At 64.3% G+C, this 20,485-nt stretch carries 14 protein-coding genes and 4 tRNA genes; 17 read left to right on the top strand and 1 reads right to left on the bottom strand.

Annotation, left to right across the window (positions count from 1 at the left end; all coding sequences use genetic code 11):
• Window positions 1-123: 123 nt before the first annotated feature.
• The 11 genes from groES (at window position 124) to dapC (ending at window position 11,759) form a co-directional block, all read left to right on the top strand.
• Window positions 124-417: a co-chaperone GroES gene (gene groES, locus JS541_RS01460; RefSeq protein ID WP_094730336.1), complete on the top strand. Its 294-nt coding sequence runs from the start codon at window positions 124-126 to the stop codon at window positions 415-417.
• Between the two features lie 254 nt (window positions 418-671).
• Window positions 672-1,712, top strand: coding sequence for a MoxR family ATPase (locus tag JS541_RS01455; RefSeq protein ID WP_214372544.1), 1,041 nt, complete (start codon window positions 672-674; stop codon window positions 1,710-1,712).
• Between the two features lie 15 nt (window positions 1,713-1,727).
• On the top strand, window positions 1,728-6,350 hold the full coding sequence (locus tag JS541_RS01450) for a transglutaminaseTgpA domain-containing protein (protein WP_214372543.1): 4,623 nt from the start codon (window positions 1,728-1,730) through the stop codon (window positions 6,348-6,350).
• 113 nt (window positions 6,351-6,463) lie between these two features.
• Window positions 6,464-6,544: transfer RNA gene (locus tag JS541_RS01445), tRNA-Tyr, on the top strand.
• A 1-nt stretch (window position 6,545) separates the two neighbouring features.
• Window positions 6,546-6,617, top strand: a tRNA-Thr gene (locus tag JS541_RS01440).
• A gap of 4 nt (window positions 6,618-6,621) precedes the next feature.
• Window positions 6,622-6,695 (top strand) — tRNA-Met (locus JS541_RS01435).
• Between the two features lie 50 nt (window positions 6,696-6,745).
• Entirely contained in the window at window positions 6,746-6,916 is a 171-nt protein-coding gene (gene rpmG, locus JS541_RS01430; protein ID WP_152359166.1) for a 50S ribosomal protein L33, read from the top strand.
• A gap of 67 nt (window positions 6,917-6,983) precedes the next feature.
• On the top strand, window positions 6,984-8,174 hold the full coding sequence (locus tag JS541_RS01425; protein WP_214372542.1) for a UDP-N-acetylmuramate dehydrogenase: 1,191 nt from the start codon (window positions 6,984-6,986) through the stop codon (window positions 8,172-8,174).
• A 149-nt stretch (window positions 8,175-8,323) separates the two neighbouring features.
• Window positions 8,324-9,844 (top strand): amino acid permease, encoded by a 1,521-nt coding sequence (locus JS541_RS01420; RefSeq protein WP_214372764.1) that lies wholly within the window; start codon window positions 8,324-8,326, stop codon window positions 9,842-9,844.
• Window positions 9,845-9,942: 98 nt separating this feature from the next.
• Complete coding sequence (gene fdxA / locus JS541_RS01415) at window positions 9,943-10,263, top strand: ferredoxin (protein ID WP_151916205.1); 321 nt, start codon at window positions 9,943-9,945, stop codon at window positions 10,261-10,263.
• 299 nt (window positions 10,264-10,562) lie between these two features.
• Window positions 10,563-11,759: a succinyldiaminopimelate transaminase gene (dapC, locus tag JS541_RS01410; protein ID WP_214372541.1), complete on the top strand. Its 1,197-nt coding sequence runs from the start codon at window positions 10,563-10,565 to the stop codon at window positions 11,757-11,759.
• A gap of 79 nt (window positions 11,760-11,838) precedes the next feature.
• Here the strand turns inward: dapC and dinB are convergent, their stop codons facing one another.
• A complete protein-coding gene (gene dinB, locus JS541_RS01405) occupies window positions 11,839-13,137 on the bottom strand; it encodes a DNA polymerase IV (RefSeq protein WP_214372538.1) in 1,299 nt (432 codons plus the stop codon).
• 195 nt (window positions 13,138-13,332) lie between these two features.
• Here dinB and JS541_RS01400 point away from each other — a divergent pair, with 195 nt between their 5' ends.
• The 6 genes from JS541_RS01400 to malQ all read left to right on the top strand — a co-directional run bounded on the left by JS541_RS01400 (window position 13,333) and on the right by malQ (window position 20,123).
• The gene (locus JS541_RS01400; protein WP_214372536.1) at window positions 13,333-14,268 is read left to right on the top strand and encodes an EamA family transporter; all 936 of its coding nucleotides are present in this window, start codon (window positions 13,333-13,335) and stop codon (window positions 14,266-14,268) included.
• A 129-nt stretch (window positions 14,269-14,397) separates the two neighbouring features.
• Window positions 14,398-14,488, top strand: a tRNA-Ser gene (locus tag JS541_RS01395).
• A 556-nt stretch (window positions 14,489-15,044) separates the two neighbouring features.
• Entirely contained in the window at window positions 15,045-16,403 is a 1,359-nt protein-coding gene (locus tag JS541_RS01390; protein ID WP_236036849.1) for a CapA family protein, read from the top strand.
• Window positions 16,404-16,464: 61 nt separating this feature from the next.
• Window positions 16,465-17,103 carry a YigZ family protein gene (locus JS541_RS01385; protein ID WP_214372761.1) on the top strand — a complete coding sequence of 213 codons (639 nt, stop codon included), beginning with the start codon at window positions 16,465-16,467 and terminating at the stop codon, window positions 17,101-17,103.
• Between the two features lie 83 nt (window positions 17,104-17,186).
• Window positions 17,187-17,798, top strand: coding sequence for an AbrB family transcriptional regulator (locus JS541_RS01380; RefSeq protein WP_236036834.1), 612 nt, complete (start codon window positions 17,187-17,189; stop codon window positions 17,796-17,798).
• Between the two features lie 162 nt (window positions 17,799-17,960).
• Window positions 17,961-20,123, top strand: coding sequence for a 4-alpha-glucanotransferase (gene malQ / locus JS541_RS01375; RefSeq protein WP_214372533.1), 2,163 nt, complete (start codon window positions 17,961-17,963; stop codon window positions 20,121-20,123).
• The last annotated feature ends 362 nt before the right edge of the window (window positions 20,124-20,485 follow it).

The raw sequence follows: 20,485 nt of genomic DNA, 5'->3' as shown, positions 1-20,485 counted from the left end.
AAAACCGCGCTACGATGTGTAGCAGCGCAAAGGAGAAGCGCGGCGGGTGATCGTCAGCCTCTCGCCTCACGGTTCTCTGGCGCGGACATACTGGTTTTTACTAGATATACGAGGTGACCTACAGTGTCGATCAAGCTCACACCGTTGGAAGACAAGATCATCGTCAAGCAGGCTGAGGCCGAGACCAAGACCGCTTCCGGTCTGTACATCCCGGACAACGCCAAGGAGAAGCCGCAGCAGGGCGAAGTCCTGGCTGTCGGCCCGGGCCGCCGCGACGACAAGGGCGAGCGCATCCCGATGGACGTCAAGGTCGGCGACAAGGTGCTGTACTCCAAGTACGGCGGCACCGAAGTCCACTACGAGGGCGAGGACTACCTGATCGTCTCCGCTCGCGACATTCTCGCCATCCTCGGCTGAGATACGTGCGCACAGCGCGGTATCGTATCTGATCCCGTTCGGCATTCCGCCGGGCGGGATTTTTGTATGCGCTGGGAGTGATGTGGCGTTTCCGTGCGCGGCGGTTTTCGCTCGCTCAGTGGTGTCTCAACAAGCGTTTTCCGCCACGTGGGAACAGTTGTGGCGGTTGTGTCGCGTATGGTCTGCCGGCAGCGAAACGCTGCATCCTCACTGCTAAGCTGGACAGCGGATAATCGATGTTGATTGGGGGACTTATGCAGGGTGGCGCACAGGCCGATACGGTTGATCGGCGGAACGATCTCGACAATCCAGCTGCCACCGATGCCGTGGCGTCGTCGACCGGCGCAACGCCGTCGACCACCATCGCCGCGCTGTCCGAGGCGCTCGCCGGCGTGCTTTCATGCTCCCGCGAGGTCATCGACCTGGCCATCACCACGTTCGTCGCTGGTGGTCACCTGCTGCTCGAGGACGTGCCCGGCGTCGGCAAGACCACGCTCGCCCGTGCGATGAGCATCGCGATCGGCGGCGAATCGCGCCGCATCCAGTTCACTCCCGACCTGCTGCCGTCCGATCTGACCGGCGTGAGCGTCTATTCGCAAGGAACCGGCCGTTTCGACTTCCATCCCGGCCCGCTGTTCGCGAACATCGTCATCGCCGACGAGGTGAACCGCGCGAACCCGAAGGCTCAATCGGCCATGCTCGAGGCGATGGGCGAGCGCCAGATCAGCGTCGACGGGTCCACGCACGAGCTGCCCGATCCATATTTCGTCGTCGCCACGCAGAATCCGATCGAGCTCGAAGGCACCTACCCGCTGCCTGAGGCGCAGCTCGACCGCTTCATGGCGTGCACGAGCTTCGGCTATCCGAGCGCCGCCGCCGAATCCGCGATGCTCACCGGATCGCACATGCTGCGTCCGTTGGAGGGACTCGCGCAGGTCTGCTCGACCGACGACGTGCTCGCGATCCGCCACGCCGCCGAACAGGTGACCGTAAGCGCCGCCGTGGCCGACTACATCGTCACGCTGGTCTCGGCCACACGCACGATGGACGGCGTCAAATACGGTGCGTCGCCGCGTGGCAGCCTCCATCTGGCCGCGATGTCGCGGGCCCGTGCGATCGCCGCCGGGCGTTCGTTCGTGACCCCCGACGATGTGCAGGCGCTCGCCGTACCCGTGCTCGCACACCGTCTGGTGCTCGACAACGCCGGCTACGGGTTCTCCTCGATGGAACGTGCGCGCCGACTCGTCGCCGATCTGGTCGGCACGGTCGCGGTGCCGCGTCCTGATCGGCTCTGACGGCGGGAGCAGACCATGCAGCGCACCCGACAGTCTCATCGTCGTGCCCGTTCGCGGTCCCGTCAGCGGTTGTTCGGACGACATCCCCGCCATTGGCGCACGCACGGTACGATCCGGCCTAGCGTGGCCGGCGTCGCCGCGGTCGTGTTTGCCGCCGGATTCCTGTTTATGGGGTTGCTGCTGGATGACCGTGCGCTCATGGCCGCCGCGGTTGCGGTCGCGGTGACGTTCGGCTGTTCGCTGATCCTTGCCGTTACGCAATGGCGGCTTGTCGGGCGGTACGGCGTCGCACTGATCGACGAGCGTCGCGGGCTTGTCGACGTGCCGCAATCGGCCCCGCGGCTCGCACGAGTGCTGTTGCCGCGCGCGATGCGCGTCCGCAGCCAGTACGAGCGACTTGATCAGGACGGTGGCGTTGTCGCCCGCATGGTTGGCGATATCGGCTCGTCGCGCGGCCTGTACCGTCGCGCGGCCATATTCGCACGCTGGCATGACCCGTTCGGCCTGTGGTCGGCATCGCGCCTGCTGCCCGACCGCGACGAGCGGATCGTACTGCCCGACGTGCCCACGCAGCCGGCATCCGGTCAGCGCATGGCCGACCAACGATTGCAGGGGCTGACGCAGTCCGAGAACACGGGCGGCGTGCGTGCGTACACGCCAGGAGACCCGCCGAAACTCATCTCGTGGAAGGCCACTGCACATCGCGGCGAGCTCATGACCCGCGAAACCGGTCGTGACATACGCGTCTCCACGATCGTCATGCTTGACGCAAGATCGGCGGGGATAACGGACGCGCAGATCGACGCGCAGGTCGAACAAGTGCTGCCGTTGCTGGAATCGACGTCGATGGATTGCCGACTGATCGTGACGGACGGCATACGATTCGCGGATGATGCCGAGGATTGCGCGCGACTGTTGGCCGCGATGTCACCGATCTCGACGGACGGGAGTGTGACGGCCGATGATGCGGCCAGGCAGACGCAGCCCGACAAAACGCAGGATTCCGCCGCGACTGATGTTGCTGCGACGGATGCTCCGCAGATGGGCGCCGCGCCCGACCGGCTCGCCGCACACGTGGCTGAAATCGCGATGCGGCAGACTGGTGCGGTCGGCGTGCGGCTGCTCACGCCACATCCGCAGGGAGAGCTGGCCACGGCCCTGCGCCAGGCCGTTGGAACTGATCATCTGCGCGTCATCGAAACCGCCGCCGCTCCCGTTATTCCGGAGCGGAAGATTGCTCGACTCGCTTCGCTCGCTCGGAATGACAGGGGAAGAGCGGTTGCGTCCGTTCGAAATGACAAGAGAACGGCTCTCGTCTCCCGCGCTCTCACTGCAGCCGCCCTGCTGGTCTTCTGCGAGCTGTCGGTCGTCTCGCTCACCGGACTGGTCGCCGCCACCGGATACTGGCCGTGGTTCGCGCTCGCCGCGCTCGCGGTCGTCGCCGTCGAATCGAACGTTCCCTCGCGATCCCGACTGCGCTACGCCGTCCGCGCCGCATCCGTCATCATCGCGACCCTCGTTGCTGCCGTGACTCTCGTCGTCGTCCGCATCCACGACATAACGCAACTGTGGTTGTTCGACTCCGCCGCATTCCGTCGGGTCAATGCGGAAGCCGCGACCCTGGCCGCGCGCAACGCCACCGGAACGGTCACCAGTGTCCAACGAGTCACACCGCTCGGCGTCGTGCGGGACGTGTTCGAACGCGGCTTCGACTCGCTCGATTCGCAGCTGCCGCCGCTCACCGTCGACGAATACGGTGACATCATCCTGATCCTCGCGGTCGCCGTCGTCGTCATCGTCATCCGCCTGATCCTGGTCGCGCGCCGCACGGCCCCGGCGTTCGCCGTCCTGCCGGTCATCGTGCTCGCGTCGAACTATGCGCTCATCGGACGGCAGACCGACTGGTGGCAGATCGCGCTGATCATACCCATGTTCCTGATCGCGCTCTGGCAGACCCGGCCCGAGCGAACGTTCGCACCCACGCCCGCCGCTGTCACCGCGCTCGTCACCGCCGTCACGCTCGCCCTGACCACGCCCGCCGTCAGCCTGGCCGAAGCCGTGCCCATGTCGTTCGGCGACTCGACCGGCTTGCTCTCGGCGAATACGATCAATCCGATGGTCGACCTCAAACGTTCGCTCCAGGCCGGCTCCGACTCCATCGTGCTCACCTACCGCGCGACGAAACGCACCTACCTGCGCATGACCACGCTCGACGGCTTCAACGGCGACACGTGGAGCTTCGACGAGGCGCTCGCCAAGGACGCGAACCTGTACGGTTCCGGCATCCAACTCGGCCTCGACTCGAGCAACATGATGTCGGACGACGACCGGTATCGCAACGCTGACGATCCACTCTCGTACTACCTGTACATGGGCTATCTCGGCATGTACGGATCGACCGCAGACAGTGCGGGCACTGGCGCGATCGGCTCCTACGAATACGATCCCACCGGCTCCGGGTATGGTGCGGGCTCCGGATCCGGCGTGGGCGTCGGCGCCGGTTCGGGTTCCGGTGCCTCGGACGGCGGGGAAGCCGCCATGTTCTTCGGATCCTCGGAATACACCGACATGGCCAGCATCACCATCGAAACGCTCAGCTCCCGTTTCCTGCCCGTGCCAGGTGTCACCAACTCGCTGATGAACGGCATCGGCGGGCTCGGATCCGACTGGGATCAGGCCGGTTCCACGATCTACAGCCGCATGGCCACCACCACGCAGGACATGCACTACCGTGCGCTCGGCATCGGCCTGCAACCGATCTCATCAACCAGCGGATTCACGCGGATCGGCGACGTTCATGACATCCAGCAGCAGATAGAAAAGACGGCGCAGGACAACACGGTCCCGTGGTCGCAGCGCACCGCCGCACGCGAACAGGCCATTGAAGACGGACTGGCCGAACGACACGGTCAATGGCTCGTCATGCCGCTTGAGGTTCACTCCTCCGGCACCGCCGCCAACGTGGCGGAGGTCGGGGATTCGGTGACCGACAAGCAGGGCAACCCCGTCGCCAGCGTGTCGGGAATCTCCGGATACATCGGCCGCAACGGCGCGACTCCGACACCCACGTATTCGCTGGAACTGAGCGATTCTTTCCTGACGGACTACGGCATCGGATCGGATGAGACGGTCGGCATCATGTTTTCGGAAGGTGGCGGCATCGCGCTGGCAATGACGGTCGACGAGCCGGACAACACGGAGGCCGATGCGGACAGTTCCTCGGATGACGACGTACAGGCCGGCGATGCGGATGGTGCGCTGGATGGCGGGGCGAATACCATCGAGGGCCGGTCCACGATGCGCTGGAGGGAGCTCATCCAGCTGTACAAAGAGCTTGGGTACGAAATGTTGTCCAGCAGCAGCAACGCGCCGAGACAGGCCGAGTACGCCAGATCGGCACTCAGCACCGTGCAGGCGATGGACCGGAACACCGCGTCGAACTATCGCACGCTGCCCGACGACCTGCCCGCGAACGTGACCGCACTCGTCAAGCAGGCCAAGGCGGACGGTGTGGCGACCGATGGCGACGGCTACGACCATCAGATCGCGGCGATGCGTTGGCTGGTCGACTACTTCACCGATCCGGCCAACGGTTTCGTGTATTCGCTCAACTCGCCCGACGGCAACGGTCGGTCGAACCTCGACGTGATCAACAGCTTCCTCGATTCGAAGTCCGGCTACTGCACGCACTACGCGTCGGCGCTCGCCGTGCTGGGCCGGGCGATGGGCGTGCCGACGCGCATGGTGATGGGCTACAACGCGGGCGTCGAGAAGGCGAACGCGGACGGCGAGTTCGAGGTGGCGGCCAAACAGCTGCATGCGTGGGTCGACGCGTACATCGACGGGGTCGGCTGGGTGCCGTTCGACGTGACGCCCGCGACCGTCGACAACGGCAGCGCGTCGCAGGACGGCACGACCTCGGCCGGCGCGACCGGCAGCGCCGGGGATTCGGTCACGACGACGATCACGCCGGACTCGACCGGTGCCGATACGAACGGTGGTGGTGCGGATGCGACGGATCCGAACGCATCCGACACGCAGGATGATACGAATGCCGACGGTTCGCAGTCCGGTACCACACAGCAGTCCGGTTCGGCCGTAACCGGTGCGCAGCAGGCTCGGCCGTGGTGGAACCGGCTGGAACTGCCGAAATGGCTGGCGATCGCGCTGTGGGTGGTACTCGGCGTGACCGTGTTGGCCGGGCTGGCGGCGGTTCCGTCGATCGTGCGGGCATTGAGAAGACGCAGGAGACTGCGGCTGATCGCCGGCATCGGCGCTGTCTCAGACTCCGGCAGGAACGCCGGCGATGACGGCGATGCCCGCGCATGGCTGGCCGCATGGTCGGAGATCTGCGATACGGCATGGGACGCCGGCATCCGCTGGCGGCCGTCCGACACCGAACGCGCGATCGCCGAGCGAATCGCCGATGCGATCGGTACCGCCCAGCCGCTCACCGGCATCGCCGATCAAGCAACCGCCATCGCGTTCGGCGTGTCGCCGCAGCCTGTCGCGTCGGCAGGTGGCTTGCACGAGTCGGTCATTGCCGTACTGGCCGACCTGAAGACCGTCCGAAACCGTCTTCCGATCCATATCCGGGCAAAGTTTCTTCTCCTGCCTCCCTCGTTGTTTCATCGGTAAAACCGTTGCAATGACTGGGGACACGCCGTAAGACGCGTGGACTTGCGTTCGGCGCTGAGTCATGGCATATTATTCGAGTTGCCGATTGCGGCCCCGGTCGCTTGAGACAACATGGCGGATTTCCCAAGCGGTCAAAGGGAACTGACTGTAAATCAGTCGCTTCGGCTTCAGTGGTTCGAATCCACTATCCGCCACGCCCCGATAGCTCAGTGGTAGAGCACTTCCTTGGTAAGGAAGAGGTCGTGAGTCCAATTCTCACTCGGGGCTCTCTGGCGGGATAGCTCAGCTGGCTAGAGCGTACGACTCATAATCGTAAGGTCAAGAGTTCGAGTCTCTTTCTCGCTACAAATATCGGCGGAACTGCCGATGGACAACGAACACAAGAGGTGAACCAAATGGCAAGCAAGAGCGCCGAGATCCGTCCGGGCATCACGCTGGCATGCACCGAGTGCAAGGAGCGTAACTACATCACGACCAAGAACCGTCGTAACACGCCGGATCGTCTTGAGCTGAAGAAGTTCTGCCCGCGCTGCGGCAAGCAGACCGTGCACCGCGAGACTCGCTGAGCCGGTTCCGCATCAAGCTTTCAAACCCGACCTTCACCGGTCGGGTTTTTTGTTTATGCTGACACACATGACTTCTTTTGCGGATATCACCACTATCGGTGTCGGCGGTAAGATCACCCGTTTTGTCGAGCCCACGTCGCGCGTCGGCGTCATCGAAGCCGTCGAGGACGCGGATTCGCGCGGATTGCCGCTGTGCGTCATCGGCGGCGGCTCCAACATGCTCGTCGCCGACGCGCCGTTCGACGGTGTGGTCGTGCGTGATGCGCGCCGTCGCATCACCGTGCCGGACGAGGCCGCCCCGGTCGAGAACGGCGAGCGCATCGTTCACGTCAATGCGGAAGCCGGCTGCAACTGGGACGATTTCGTCGCGTTCACCGTCGAACTTGGACTTGAGGGCGTTGAGGGGCTGTCCGGCATTCCCGGCACGGTCGGCGCGTCAGTCGTGCAGAACATCGGCGCATACGGCCAGGAGGTCGCCACAACGGTCGAATCCGTGGAGGTCTGGGATCGTGCGGACAAGAAAACGCTCGATATCCCGGCTGTGGACATGGGCTTCGGCTATCGCATGAGCCGGCTCAAGGCGAGCATGTACGCGGCTCCGGCGACGCCGGCGGCCGAGTTTTTCCCGTCTCCGCGCTATATCGTGTTGTCGGTCACGTTCGCGCTTCGGCACAGCGCGACCGGCACGGTCGGCTATGGTCAGCTCGCCAAGGCGCTCGGCGTCGAGGTGGGCGACCGCATGGAGACGAAGGCGATCCGCAACGCGGTGCTCAAGGTCCGTGCGGCCAAGGGCATGCTTGAGGATGCGGGCCGGTACGCGAATCCGGCGATGGCCGGTACGAAGCGTGACGATCAGATCGAGATCGCGCAACGCGCGCAGGAATCCACCCCCGATTACAACCGTCACAGCTGCGGCAGCTTCTTCATGAACCCGATTCTGACCGACGACGCGGCGGCCGTGCTCCCCGAAGACGCGCCGCGGTTCGACGCGACGCTGCCGGACGGCACCCCTGGTGTCAAGACGTCTGCCGCATGGCTCATCGATCACGCCGGCTTCCACAAGGGATTCGCGATCGGCGACGGGGCTGCGGCCACCGCCAGCCTGTCCACGTTGCACACGCTGGCTCTGACCAACCGCGGCAACGCGACCGCAGCCGATATCGCAGACCTCGCGCGCTCCGTGCAGGACGGTGTCGAGGCCGCGTTCGGCGTCCGTCTCGTCCCCGAGCCGGTCGTCGTCGGCCTTGATCTGCGGTAGGAGTATGCCTCTCGGCTTGCGGATTGCCCGGAGTGCCGATGAGATTCGTTCTTGCGCGATGTAACACGCTTCGCTTATGCTCGAGTGTTGATAATCACACGACCACCAGTCGAAACGACGCCGACAGAGAAGAGGCGAAGCGCATGTCCATGCACATATTCCGCACGAAATCAGTCGAGCAAACCATCGCCGAAACCGGCGAGGAGGGCCGCTCGCTCAAACGTAATCTCACATGGTGGGATCTGTCCATCATGGGTGTTGCCGTCGCGGTCGGCGCGGGCATCTTCTCGGTCGGTGCACAGGCCGCCGCGTTCCACGCCGGCCCGGCCGTCATCATCAGCTTCCTGATCGCCGGCATCGTGTGCGGCGCGGCCGTCATGTGCTACGCCGAATTCGCGTCCATGATCCCGGTCGCCGGCTCCGCGTACACGTTCACCTACACCACGGTCGGCGAGATCATGGCATGGGTGATCGGCTGGGACCTCATCCTCGAAATGCTCATGGCCGGATCGGTCATCAGCAAATACTGGGGCGTCTACCTCAACGACTTCATGCGGCTCATGGGATGGAACGCGAACACGAACCTCACGTTCGGCTCGTTCCACATCGATATCGCGCCGATCATCATCGTCGCGTTCTTCACCACGCTGCTCGTGTTCGGTACGAAGATCGGCGCGCGCGTCGACGGCGCGATGACCGTGCTCAAGATCGCCATCGTCTTCTTCGTCGTCATCGTCGGCTTCTTCTACGTCAAGGCGTCCAACTTCACGCCGTTCATCCCGCCGTCCGAACCGGCGTCCGCCGTGTCCGGCTCGATGGTCACCGGCGAGATGACCCAGCCGTTGTGGCAGTTCCTCACCGGCATGACGCCGAGCGTGTACGGCGTGCCTGGCATCCTGTCGGGCGCGGCGCTCGTGTTCTTCGCGTTCATCGGCTTCGACGTGGTTGCCACCGCGTCCGAGGAGACTATCAATCCGAAGAAGAACGTGCCGCTGGGCATCGGCGTGGGCATGGCGCTGATCATCATCATGTACATGCTCGTCGCGATCGTGACCACCGGCATGGTCTCGTACAAGGATCTCGCCGCGCAGGACAGGCCGTCGCTGGCCACCGCGTTCGAACTGGTGGGCGCGAACTGGGCCGCGAAGATCATCAGCTTCGGCATCGTGCTGGGACTTGCGACCGTGGTGATGGTGCTGCTGCTGGGATTGACCCGCGTCGTGTTCGCGATGAGCCGCGACGGTCTGCTGCCGCGAGGACTCTCGAAGACCGGCAAGCACGGCACGCCGGCCGCATTGCAGATCTGCGTCGGCGTCGTGGTCGCGCTGGTCGCCGCGTTCTTCGACATCGGCGTATTGAGCGACATGGTGAACATCGGCACGCTGTCGGCGTTCACGCTGGTCGCGATCTCCATCCCGATCATGCGCAAGAAGCGTCCGGAGCTGCCGCGCGCGTTCAAGATGCCGGGCAACCCATGGGTGCCGATCCTGATCGCGCTCGCGAACCTGTGGCTGATGCTGAACCTGTCGGTGCTCACATGGATCCGGTTCGTGGTGTGGCTGATCGTCGGTTTCTGCGTGTACTTCGGCTACAGCTACCGTCACGCGCGTCTCGGCACCGGCGAGCTGGATGCCGAACTGGACGAGGGAAGTCTCGCCGCCAACGCATGATCCGGACACTGCGGCGGACGTTGGTTGCCGTCGGTCGGTCGGTCCGGGGCGTCCGAAGTGTGGACTACTCTGGAGTGAGCTTAAACGAAGGAGAAACCATGCCATACGTTGTCGCTCAGCCTTGCGTGGACGTCAAGGACAAGGCCTGCGTGGACGAGTGCCCGGTCGACTGCATCTACGAGGGCTCCCGCTCGCTGTACATCAACCCGAACGAGTGCGTCGACTGCGGCGCGTGCGAGCCGGTCTGCCCGACCGAGGCGATCTTCTACGAGGATGATCTGCCGGAGGAGTGGGCGTGGTACAAGGACGCCGCGGTGAACTTTTTCGCCGAGGTCGGCGATTTCGGCGGCGCCTCGGCGCACGGGCCGATTGGCAAGGATCCCGAACAGGTCGCCGCGCTGCCGCCGCAGAACCAGTGAGACCACGGTTCGACTGAATATACGCATGATGGCCGTCGCATATGATGCGGCGGCCATTGTCGTATGCATGGCCTGCTTTGCCGACGTGGGCGGTCCGGGGCGGTGATGCGTCGGCGGATTGCCGTTGTGCCGTGATTCGGTGGCGCGGCGTGATACGGCCGGCGTGGCACGCCCGCCGTCGTCTTACCTGTCAGATGCCGTGCGCTGTGTCCCGGCACGCACGGCTACTATGTGTGTAGAAATCGCCGTTACCGGCCGGCGTCCACGGTCGCCCGAGCCGTATCGCAAGAAGGAGCATCATGGGGTTCCACGAATTTGCCTCGCCGTATGACTGGTCGCGCCTTGCGACATACAGGCGCACCGCGAAAGCCGCGTTCGGAGGCATGATCGACCTGTCGGTCGGTTCTCCGATCGACCCGGTGCCCGACTCCGTGCGTCAGGCGTTGGCAGACGCGTCCGACGACCCGAACGCATACGGATACCCCGTGACCGTCGGCACCCCTGACCTGCAGGCCGCGATCGCCGAGTGGTTCCGCGACTGCCGCGGCGTCGACCTTGCCGCCGTCGACGCGGCCGTGGTGCCGACGGTCGGGTCCAAGGAGGCGGTCGCGCTGATGGCCTCCCTGCTGCGCTTGGGTGAAGGCGACGTGGTCGTGCAGCCGACCGTGTCGTACCCGACCTACGAGATCGGCACGCAGCTTGCCGGCGCCACCGTGCTCAAGGTCGACGACGTGACCGACGTCGACTCGTGGAAGCATGTGCCGGGCGTACGGGCGATCTGGATCAACTCGCCGTGCAATCCGACCGGCAAGATCCTGCCCGCGTCGCAGATGGCCGGCATCGTGGCCGCCGCGCGCGAGATCGGTGCGGTGGTGCTGTCCGACGAATGCTATGCCCTCATGACCTGGGGGCAGCCGGTCTGGAACCGGTCCGATGCGTGCGCGGCCGGTAGTTCGGCCTCGCCGTCCGACGAGAAGAACGCACTGGGCCGAATCGCGGCCCCGTGCGCATTGAGCCCCGAAGTGTGCGGGGGGTCGTCGCAAGGCGTGCTCTCGTTGTACTCGCTGAGCAAGCAGTCCAACATGGCCGGATACCGTACCGCGTTCATCGCCGGCGACCCCGCGATCGTCAAGCCGATGAGCATCTACCGCAAGCAGATCGGCCAGATCATCCCCGGGCCGGTGCAGGCCGCGATGGCAGCCGCGTTGCGCGACCGCGAGTCCGTTCGTATCCAGCATGACCGGTATCTCAACCGTCTCGGTGTACTGGTCGGCGCACTGCGCGCCTACGGGTACGCCGTCAACATGCCGGACGGTGCACTCTACGCATGGGTCAAGGCCAAGTCCGGCGACTGCTGGCAGGACATGGCGGCGCTCGCCGAAATCGGCATCATCGCCAGCCCTGGCGAGTTCTACGGAGCCCCGCAGTACCTGCGGTTCTCCGCCACCGCCACTGACAAGGCCATAGCCGACGCCGCCGAACGTCTCGCTCGTTAGCTGGTCTTCTAGAGCTTGTTCACAGGCCGTCCGTTTACTCCGTCGCATGCGCCGGCTACGTGCGCGACGGAGTAAACGTTTATAGTCCCAGACTGGCTGCCTTGCTGCCATACTTGCGCCGCACAGCGTCCAGCGCCTGTTCCGCGCCGCGCAGCCGCTCGGTACGGGTCACCCCGCCGTGGCCGTCACCTCCTTTCGCATCAGCAACAGCCTGTTCCTCCAACATGTCGTCCAGCGTCGGCTGCACCTCCAATCCGGCCGATTCGACCAAGCCGCTGGCGCTCATGCCCGCCAGCCGTATCTTGCGTGGCAGTGGCATGTCGCCGCCCGCGCCCGGTGCCATGCCCAGCATCGCGTGCAGCAGTGCCACGGTCTGCGGATACAGGGCACTCGCCGTGTCCGTGGGCCGTTCCATCGTGCGTGCCTTCGTCATGTAACTCAGATCGGCGAACCGCAGCTTCACCGTCACCGTTCGGGCCGACAATCCGCGCCGTCGTAACGAACTGGCCACTTCGTCGCAGCATCGTCGCAGCAGATCGCATACACGTCGTGCGTCGCGCGTGTCATGCGTGAACGTACGTTCGGCTCCGATCGACTTCTCCGGCGTATACGGCGTGATCTGCCGGCCATCCATGCCTCGTGCGGCCAGAAACAGGCCATGTGCCGTTGATTGCGAGCCGCATGCCTGCGCCAGCGAGGTTTCGTCCAGCAACGCCAGATCGGCCACGGAATCCACGCCCCAGCCCCGCAGTCGTTGTTCCAGAGACGGCCCGATGCCGGGAATGCCGCGCAACGGCATCATCTGCACGAACTCGGCATGCCGGTTCAGCGGAATCAGCAGCATGCCGTCCGGTTTCGCATTGGTCGACGCCATCTTCGCCACCAATTTGTTCGATGCAATGCCCACCGAGCACGTCACGTGGTAGCGCGTGGCCACCTCGCGCCTGATCCACGCGCCGATCGCGCTCGGCCGTTCCCAGCGCAGCAATGCTCCGGATACGTCCATGTAGCACTCGTCCACCGACACCCGCTCGATGCGGTCGGTGATCTGCGAGAACACTTCCGCGAAGATGCGGTGCGACATCATCCGGTAATACTTCATGTCCACCGGCAAGAACACGCCGTCCGGGCATAACTGGCGCGCTCGGGCCGACGGCATCGCCGAATTGATGCCGTACCGCCGTGCCTCGTAGCTCGCGGCGGACACCACCGAGCGAGGGCCGGTCCCGATAATCACGGGCCTGCCCTTGAGCTCGGGATGCCGTGCCACTTCCAACGATGCGTAGAACGCATCCATGTCGATGTGCAGCACCGTGCATCCGGTCTCGTCGTGCCCCCAATCTCGCTTGGCGGCGGCCAGCCTCGGTGCAGTGCTCATGACGACAGCATAGCGTAAAGCTAGAACAAATGTTCGACTGTCGTGTCGTGTATCCGTGTTGCGGATGCGGGGTTCTCGGAGTGTGGAAAGGTTTGCGACGCGATGCCACGCCGATCCTGTGCGCCGCAATACAAAACCCGGCAAAACCGCCGTACGGCTACGCGCTTCCGTGCTACGCGAGTAGGCTGAACAATCATGAAGAGAGCAGTGCTTGACATCCTGAACCGCGTGCCGGTGTTCCTCGTCGTGATGGGGGAGGCCGTGGTCATCTACCTCGCCACGGCCATCGCGAAAGTCGCCTTCACGCAGCTCGATCCGCTGTACGCAGTGTGGTACCGCGTCGGTTTCATGGCCGTGATGCTGCTGGCGTGGCGTCGTCCATGGCGTGCCGCGAAGCGCCATCACCTGCCGCACAACCTGCCCGGCTGGGCGATCGTCGTCGGCTGCGGCATCGCGGTCGTCGTGATGAACACGATGTTCTACGTGGCCATCAGCAACATGGATATGGGCATCGCGGTCGCGATCGAATTCATGGGACCGCTGTCCGTGGCCGTGATCACCGGGCGCAGCTGGCGCGAGCGGCTCGGCATCTGCATCGCCGCATGCGGCGTGGTGCTGCTCGCCGGCGTATCGCTGGCCGGCGCGTCAAGCAGCCACTTCCTGATCGGCCTGATCGCGATCCTCATCGGCGGATCGATGTGGGGCGTGTACATCGTGCTCGGTCGCAAGGTCGCCTCGCGCGGTAACTCGCTCGACAATTTGTGCGTGAGCATTGCAATCGGCTGGGTGCTGCAAACGCTGGTGCTCGGCCCCGGTGCGGTCGAGCACGTGATCCGGCCGAAGGCGAGCGCCACGTGGGCCGCGGCTCCCGGCGGCGCGTGGAAACTGCTCGGGCTGCTGTTTCTGATCTCGATGCTCGCCTCGTTCATTCCGTACATGGTCGACCAGGTGGTGATGCGGCGTACCACGTCCGGCGCGTTCTCGGTGATGCAGTCGATCAACCCGGCCGTCGCGGTGGGTGTCGGCCTTGCGTTTGGCGAGATTCCGACAGTATGGGAGTGCGTCGGTGTTGCGTTGGTGATCGTCGCCGTGATCGTCACCTTCTCCGGCGATCAGGCTCCGGCCAAGTGAGACGCCGGAGATGCGCGGTCGGGTGGTTCGTCTGAGCGGAAGGTTTCGATGATTTCCGGCAGCTTCGGTGTTTTGTCCGGCCGTTGATGGTACAGTTACATGCTGTTGCGCTGCTGAGTCGCGCAACACGGAGTCATGCCTGAGTGGCCGATAGGGGCACCCTGCTAAGGTGTTAGTCGCTTTTCGCGGCTCGAGGGTTCGAATCCCTCTGACTCCGCCATCAAGGGTTTTCGGGACTTCCCGAAAACCCTTTTTTCATACCAGAAACAGCGGGCTATAGGAACCAAACGTGGTGTTTTAGGGTTATAGGAACTAGACGTGGTGTTTTAGATTCCGGGTTCGTTACTGGCGTGAGCTGGTAACAAAAAGGCTCGGCGCTACCAACGCCGAGCCTTTTGCCAGGTTATCGGCTTACGCCCCTAACCTAAAAGGGTTCAAGATGAATCAAGACGTAATAATATCACGATGCATGGCGATCTGACCGTGAATGTCGAAACGCTGACGGCCTTGCAAAGACAGCGAGTATTATCGGGCGATCTTCGAGGAAGTAAACGGAGCCGGAGGTACGCCCTTGTCCGTCCGTCTCCATGTTTTATTGTAGCGGTACGAGCGTTGGGACGCGGCTGATTTTCGTTGATTTTTCGCCGAAATTGTATGTTAGCGTTAACTATGTCGAAGATCACGTTGAAGATGGCAACAGGAGAAAGAACCGGGAATCGGAAGGTGCGACTGCTATGAAGCATGTCAACGGATTTGGTCAGCATGTGGACACTCGTATGCTCACGTCTGCGAATGATACGGCAGGACGCATGCGTCGGCTCGTCGTCATCGCCGTCTATCTGATCGCGGTCTGCTGTTTCGGCGGCTGGGCGATCGCACATTACCTGACTCCGTCCGCAAACCAGCCCGCGGCCGGTCAATCCTCCGGTCGCAATGCGGCAGACGGCACCTCCGACACCGCTCTCGACAAATCCGAACCCGCCCCGCAGCCCGTCGCCGAACACCACGGAAACTCGCCAGACTGCCCCGACACCGACTGCATCTCCATCCTTGTCAACGGCGACCTGCTGTTCCACCCCGGCCTGTGGAACCAGTACGCCGTCAACCCCACCGCCACCGACGGCACCGCCTTCGACTTCACCGGCCTGTTCGAGCCGCTGCGCAAGTACATCGACGCCTCCGACATCGCGATCTGCGAGTTCGAAACCCCGATCGCCCAGCGCGGCGGCCCGTACTCCGGCTATCCGGTTTTCAACATCCCGCCCGAAGTGGCCGACGCGGCCGCCAAGGTCGGCTACCGCGCCTGCACCCACGCCACCAACCATTCGTGGGATCAGGGTGCGGACGGCATCGCCCGCCTGTGGGACACGCTCGCAGCCGACGGCATCGCCCAAACCGGCTCGTACAAAACCGAAGCGGACTCCGTCAAACCGCTCGTCATCGACTCGCCCACCGGCGGCGGCAAACTCGGCCTCGTCACCGGCACCGTCTCGCTCAACGGCATGACCGCCGACCACGACTGGCAGGTCGACCGTCTGCGCGAATCGGGCGATCCCAATCATCAGGCCGACATAGACAAGGCCGTCGCCAAGGCCAAGGCCGCCCGCGACCAAGGCGCCGACGTGGTCGCCATCGCCATGCATTCCGTGCAGGAGTACCTCGACTACGCCGATTCGTGGCAGCAATCCGAAGCGCATGAGCTCGCCGACACCGGCGCATTCGACGTGATCTACGGCGCCGGCTGCCACTGTGCCCAGCCGATCGAGCAGTACAACGGCACCTGGATCATCTACGGTCTCGGCAACGCCGTCACCGAATCCGCCGGCCCGGACACGATCGTCAACAACCAAGGCGTCACCGCACGCATCCAGTTCGCCGGCAAACGCGGCCAATCCGGCACATGGCGCGTCACCCGCATCGACTGGACGCCCAGCGCGAACGAGACGCTCGGCAAATACCAGTGGTGCTCGCTCGCCTCCGACCATCCCGACGGCGTCTGTTGGAACGAAACGCAGGATGCGGCTGTCCGCGAACGCATCGAAAGCGTCATCTATTCGATGGGAGCCGACCGCAACGTCGTGCGCGAATGGGACATCACCGCCGAACAGGCCGCGAAACAGCAGTCCGGCAAGTAGACCGGCCCCGCGCGACTGCACAACAGGCCAGACCGCAAGTAGACTGGCCGGTATGCCCACCATGCACACCATCCTCAACCCCGCCGGCGAGCCTGCGCACGACTCGTTCGTCGAGAAGAAGTCCGAATTCATCGGCGACGCATGCCACATCGACTCGCTCGACGAGGCGCTCGCGTTCGTGGAGACGATCCGCGAGCGGCATCCCAAGTCGCGGCACGTCGCCTATGCGGCGGTGTGTGGAGGTTCGGACGGACGCATGACCGAGCGTATGAGCGACGACGGCGAGCCGTCCGGCACCGCGGGCAAGCCGATCCTCGACGTGCTGCGGCAGAACGACCTGACCGACTGCGTGGTGGCGGTGACCCGGTATTTCGGCGGCATCCTGCTCGGTTCGGGCGGGCTGATCCGCGCGTATTCGACCGGCGCGTCGATCGCGGTCAAGGCGGCGAAATTGGCGCGAATCGTGCCGTGCCGACGGTATGCGGTGCGACTCGAGTATCCGCAGCTCGCGCAGTTCCAGCGGCTGCTCGCCGATTGCGAGGGCCTGGCGGACGACGAACGGTATACGGATCGCGTGACGTTGCGTGCCGCCCTGCCGCAGGACCGGTGCGGCGATTTCGAGGCGCGCGTGCGGGAGACGTTCAACGCATCCGTCGTTCCCGAGCCGATCGACATGGTCAACCGGCCGGTTGCGTTGTGACGGTTGCGCCGACGATTCTGTCGTGGCGATCGCGCCGTGATCGTCGGCGGCCGTGTTCGCCGCCGCCGGTTATGCTGGTCGGCATGACCGATGAGAACGAATCCGTGGACGATTTCGAGCCGCTGACCGCCACCTACGAGCATCTGCGGCATTCGACCGACGCGGCCGAACTGTCCGAGTTCGCGCGCCGTCCGTTGCCGGACCGGTCCGATCAGGCCGGGTTCTCCCGTGCGACCGCATTGCTGGAGGCCGTGGCCGGCAACCAGCACACGCCGGTCGCCGACCGCATCTACCTGGCGCAGTCCATGCCGTTCCCGAACATCCTCGTCAAGCTGTCCGCCGACGCCGACGACGAGGTGCGCAAGGCCGTGGCCGCGAACACTGACGACAAGAACTGGCTGGTCGGCCGCCTGACGAAGGATCCGTCGCCCGAAGTGCGCGACACGGCGCTGCGCAACAAGCGCACGTCGTGGAAGATGCGGCTCGAGGGTGCGCAGGATCCCGAGCTGGATGCGGACACGCTCGATTTCCTGAGTCGGTTCGGCGTGGAAAGCGAGCCGAACGCCCCGGCCGTGCTGACGGCGATGGTGCGTCGCGCGGTCGCGCTGAATCCGAACACGTCGGCGGACACGTTGGCCCGCCTGGCCGCCGATCCCGACGCATCCGTGGCGAAGGCCGCCGCCAGTCGCGGGTGATCGTGTCGCGCTCCCGGTGATCCCGGCGGGACGCATGGGAGGGCTGTCCGCATGGCGGAATCCCGCTATGAGACGATTGTTAAGGCTAACATTTGACGAAGATCGGCGTTTTGGGCGTTTTGGCGTGCGTGGCGTGCCATACCGGGGCATAGACTAAGGACTATGACTGAGAGAACAGAAAGTGCCGAGCGCCTCGCCCGCCCCCTGATTCGCCTTGCGAAGCTCGTCGGCGTCGCCACCAGCTATGTCGGCATGTCTGATGACTACCACGAAATCGAAGACGATGTCCTGGTTGCCGTGCTTGCCGCCTTGGGCATCGATGCCTCCAACGACGAATCGATCACCGCATCCACGCGTCGCATTCTTGACGAACGTCATGGCCGGCTCATCAGCCCCACCGTGCTGCATGTCGCCGGACGCGAAGACACCGCACTGATCAACACGCCGATCCTTGCCGTGCCGAAGGCCTCGCTCACGCTCGAGAGCGGCGAGGAATACGGCAAGCTGGAGGTCGGCCCTGGCGACGGTTCGCAGGCGTACGTGATCAACGGCAAGTTCATCGCGACCGCATCGGTCGTGATGCCGGCCGACCTGCCGCTGGGCTACCATACGCTGCACATCACCGTCGGCGACCGCACGCAGGACGCGACGCTGATCAGCGCGCCCGAAAAGGTGGAAATGCTCGACGAGATGGAACACGGCCACCTGTGGGGATGGATGGCGCAGCTCTACTCGATCCGCTCATCCGAGTCGTGGGGCGTGGGCGACTACGAGGATCTCAAGCGCATGCTCGTCGAGGCCAAGACCAAGACCGGCGCCGACTTCATCCTCGTCAACCCGCTGCACGCGGCCGAGCCGGTCTCGCCGCTCACCCCGTCGCCGTACCTGCCGGTGTCGCGCCGCTTCGTCAACTTCACGTACATCCGCCCCGAGTCGATCGAGGAATACGGCCGACTGAGCGAGACGGTCGCCGCGCAGGTACGCGAGCTGCATGCGCAGGTCGAGCCACTCAACGGCGACTCCCAGCTCATCGACCGCGACGCGATGTGGCGCGCCAAGATGGGTGCGTTGTGGCTGATCTTCAAGGCCGGCCGCAACGCCGAGCGCCAGGCGGAGTTCGATGCCTACAAGCAGGAGCAGGGCGGCGAACTCGAGTCCTACGCCACGTGGTGCCTGTGCTACGACAAGTGGGGCGCGCCGAGCGCCGACCCCGACAACTGGGAGCGCAAGTTCACCAAGGACTCGCCCGAGATCAAGGCGCTGCGCGAGCAGTACCCGGACACGCTCGACTTCTACCGCTGGCTCGAATGGATCGCCGTCGGCCAGCTTGAGGCCGCACAGGAGGCCGCCCGCAAGGCCGGCATGCGCATCGGCGTCATGTCCGATATGGCCGTGGGTGTGCACCCGCTCGGCTCCGACGTGTGGTGGAACCCGGAGCGCTTCGCCAAGGGCGCGACCGTGGGCGCCCCGCCGGACATGTTCAACCAGCAGGGTCAGGATTGGAGCCAGCCGCCGCTGAGCCCGATCGATCTGGAGAACACCGGCTACCGCACGTACCGCGACATGGTGCACGGTATGTTCCGTCAGGCCGGAGCGGTGCGTATCGACCATATTCTCGGTCTGTTCCGTCTGTGGTGGATTCCGGACGGCAGGTCTGCGACCGATGCCACGTATGTGCATTACGACTACGACATCATGCTCGGCATCCTCGCGTTGGAAGCCAAGCGTGCCGGCGGCGTGGTCGTTGGCGAGGATCTCGGCGTGGTGCCGAGTTATGTCGCCAGTGCACTGTCCTCGCACGGTATCCTCGGCTGCGCGGTCGAATGGTTCGAGCAGTTCGACGGCACGTTCCGTCCGCCGGTCGACTGGCGTCCGTACGCGCTCGCCTCGGTCAACACGCACGATCTGCCGCCGGTCGCCGGCTACCTCGAGTACGAGCACGTCAAGCTGCGTGAACAGCTGGGACTGCTGAGCGGGCCGAAGGAAGAGTTCGAGCAGTCCGCACAGGCCGAGCACAAGGCGATGATGGACATGCTCGTCAAGAACGGCTATCTGGATGAGTCGTTGCTGGCTGACGAACAGGCCAACGAATGGCAGATCATCGAGGCCATGTACCGCGCGCTGCAGGATTCGCCGTGCAAGCTGCTCGCCGCGTCGATCACCGACGCCGTGGGGGAGAAGCGTGCGCAGAACCAGCCGGGCACCAACAACGAGTACCCGAACTGGCGCATCCCGCTGGCCGACGGCGATGGTAACGTCGTTCCGCTCGAACAGCTCTTTGACAACGCCAAGCTGCAGCAGCTCACCGCCATCATGCGCGGCTGAGCGCGCGTCGCACGTTTCATCAGCGGTGCCATTCCGAACGAGGCGGTAGCCAAGTCGAGAAATCTTCTGGAGGTCGTTCTCCGTCGGAGATTTTCTCTGTCCCGGCTATCGCTTCTCTCGAAATGGCACTTTTGCATATACGGAACCGGTGCGCAACACGCCCGGCATAATGTCAAGGCCGGCGATACACTAGTAGATTGTTGTGTTTCCCTAAGGGGTCCTTCAAAGCGCTTTCCCACTCGCCATCGAGGACTTTCAGGGAGCCCACGGATAATGAGGTCGAAGCCTCTCGCCTCGCGCGCCCTAACCAAGCGCACGATCGAGCAGCCGAAACCCGGAACACAATAGTTAAGAAAAGGTAC

Source organism: Bifidobacterium sp. SO1 (assembly GCF_018555335.1).
GTDB classification, from domain to species: Bacteria; Actinomycetota; Actinomycetes; order Actinomycetales; family Bifidobacteriaceae; genus Bifidobacterium; species Bifidobacterium simiiventris.
The sequence above is the reverse complement of the archived record's forward strand: the minus strand, read 5'-3'. Positions and strand labels throughout refer to the sequence as shown.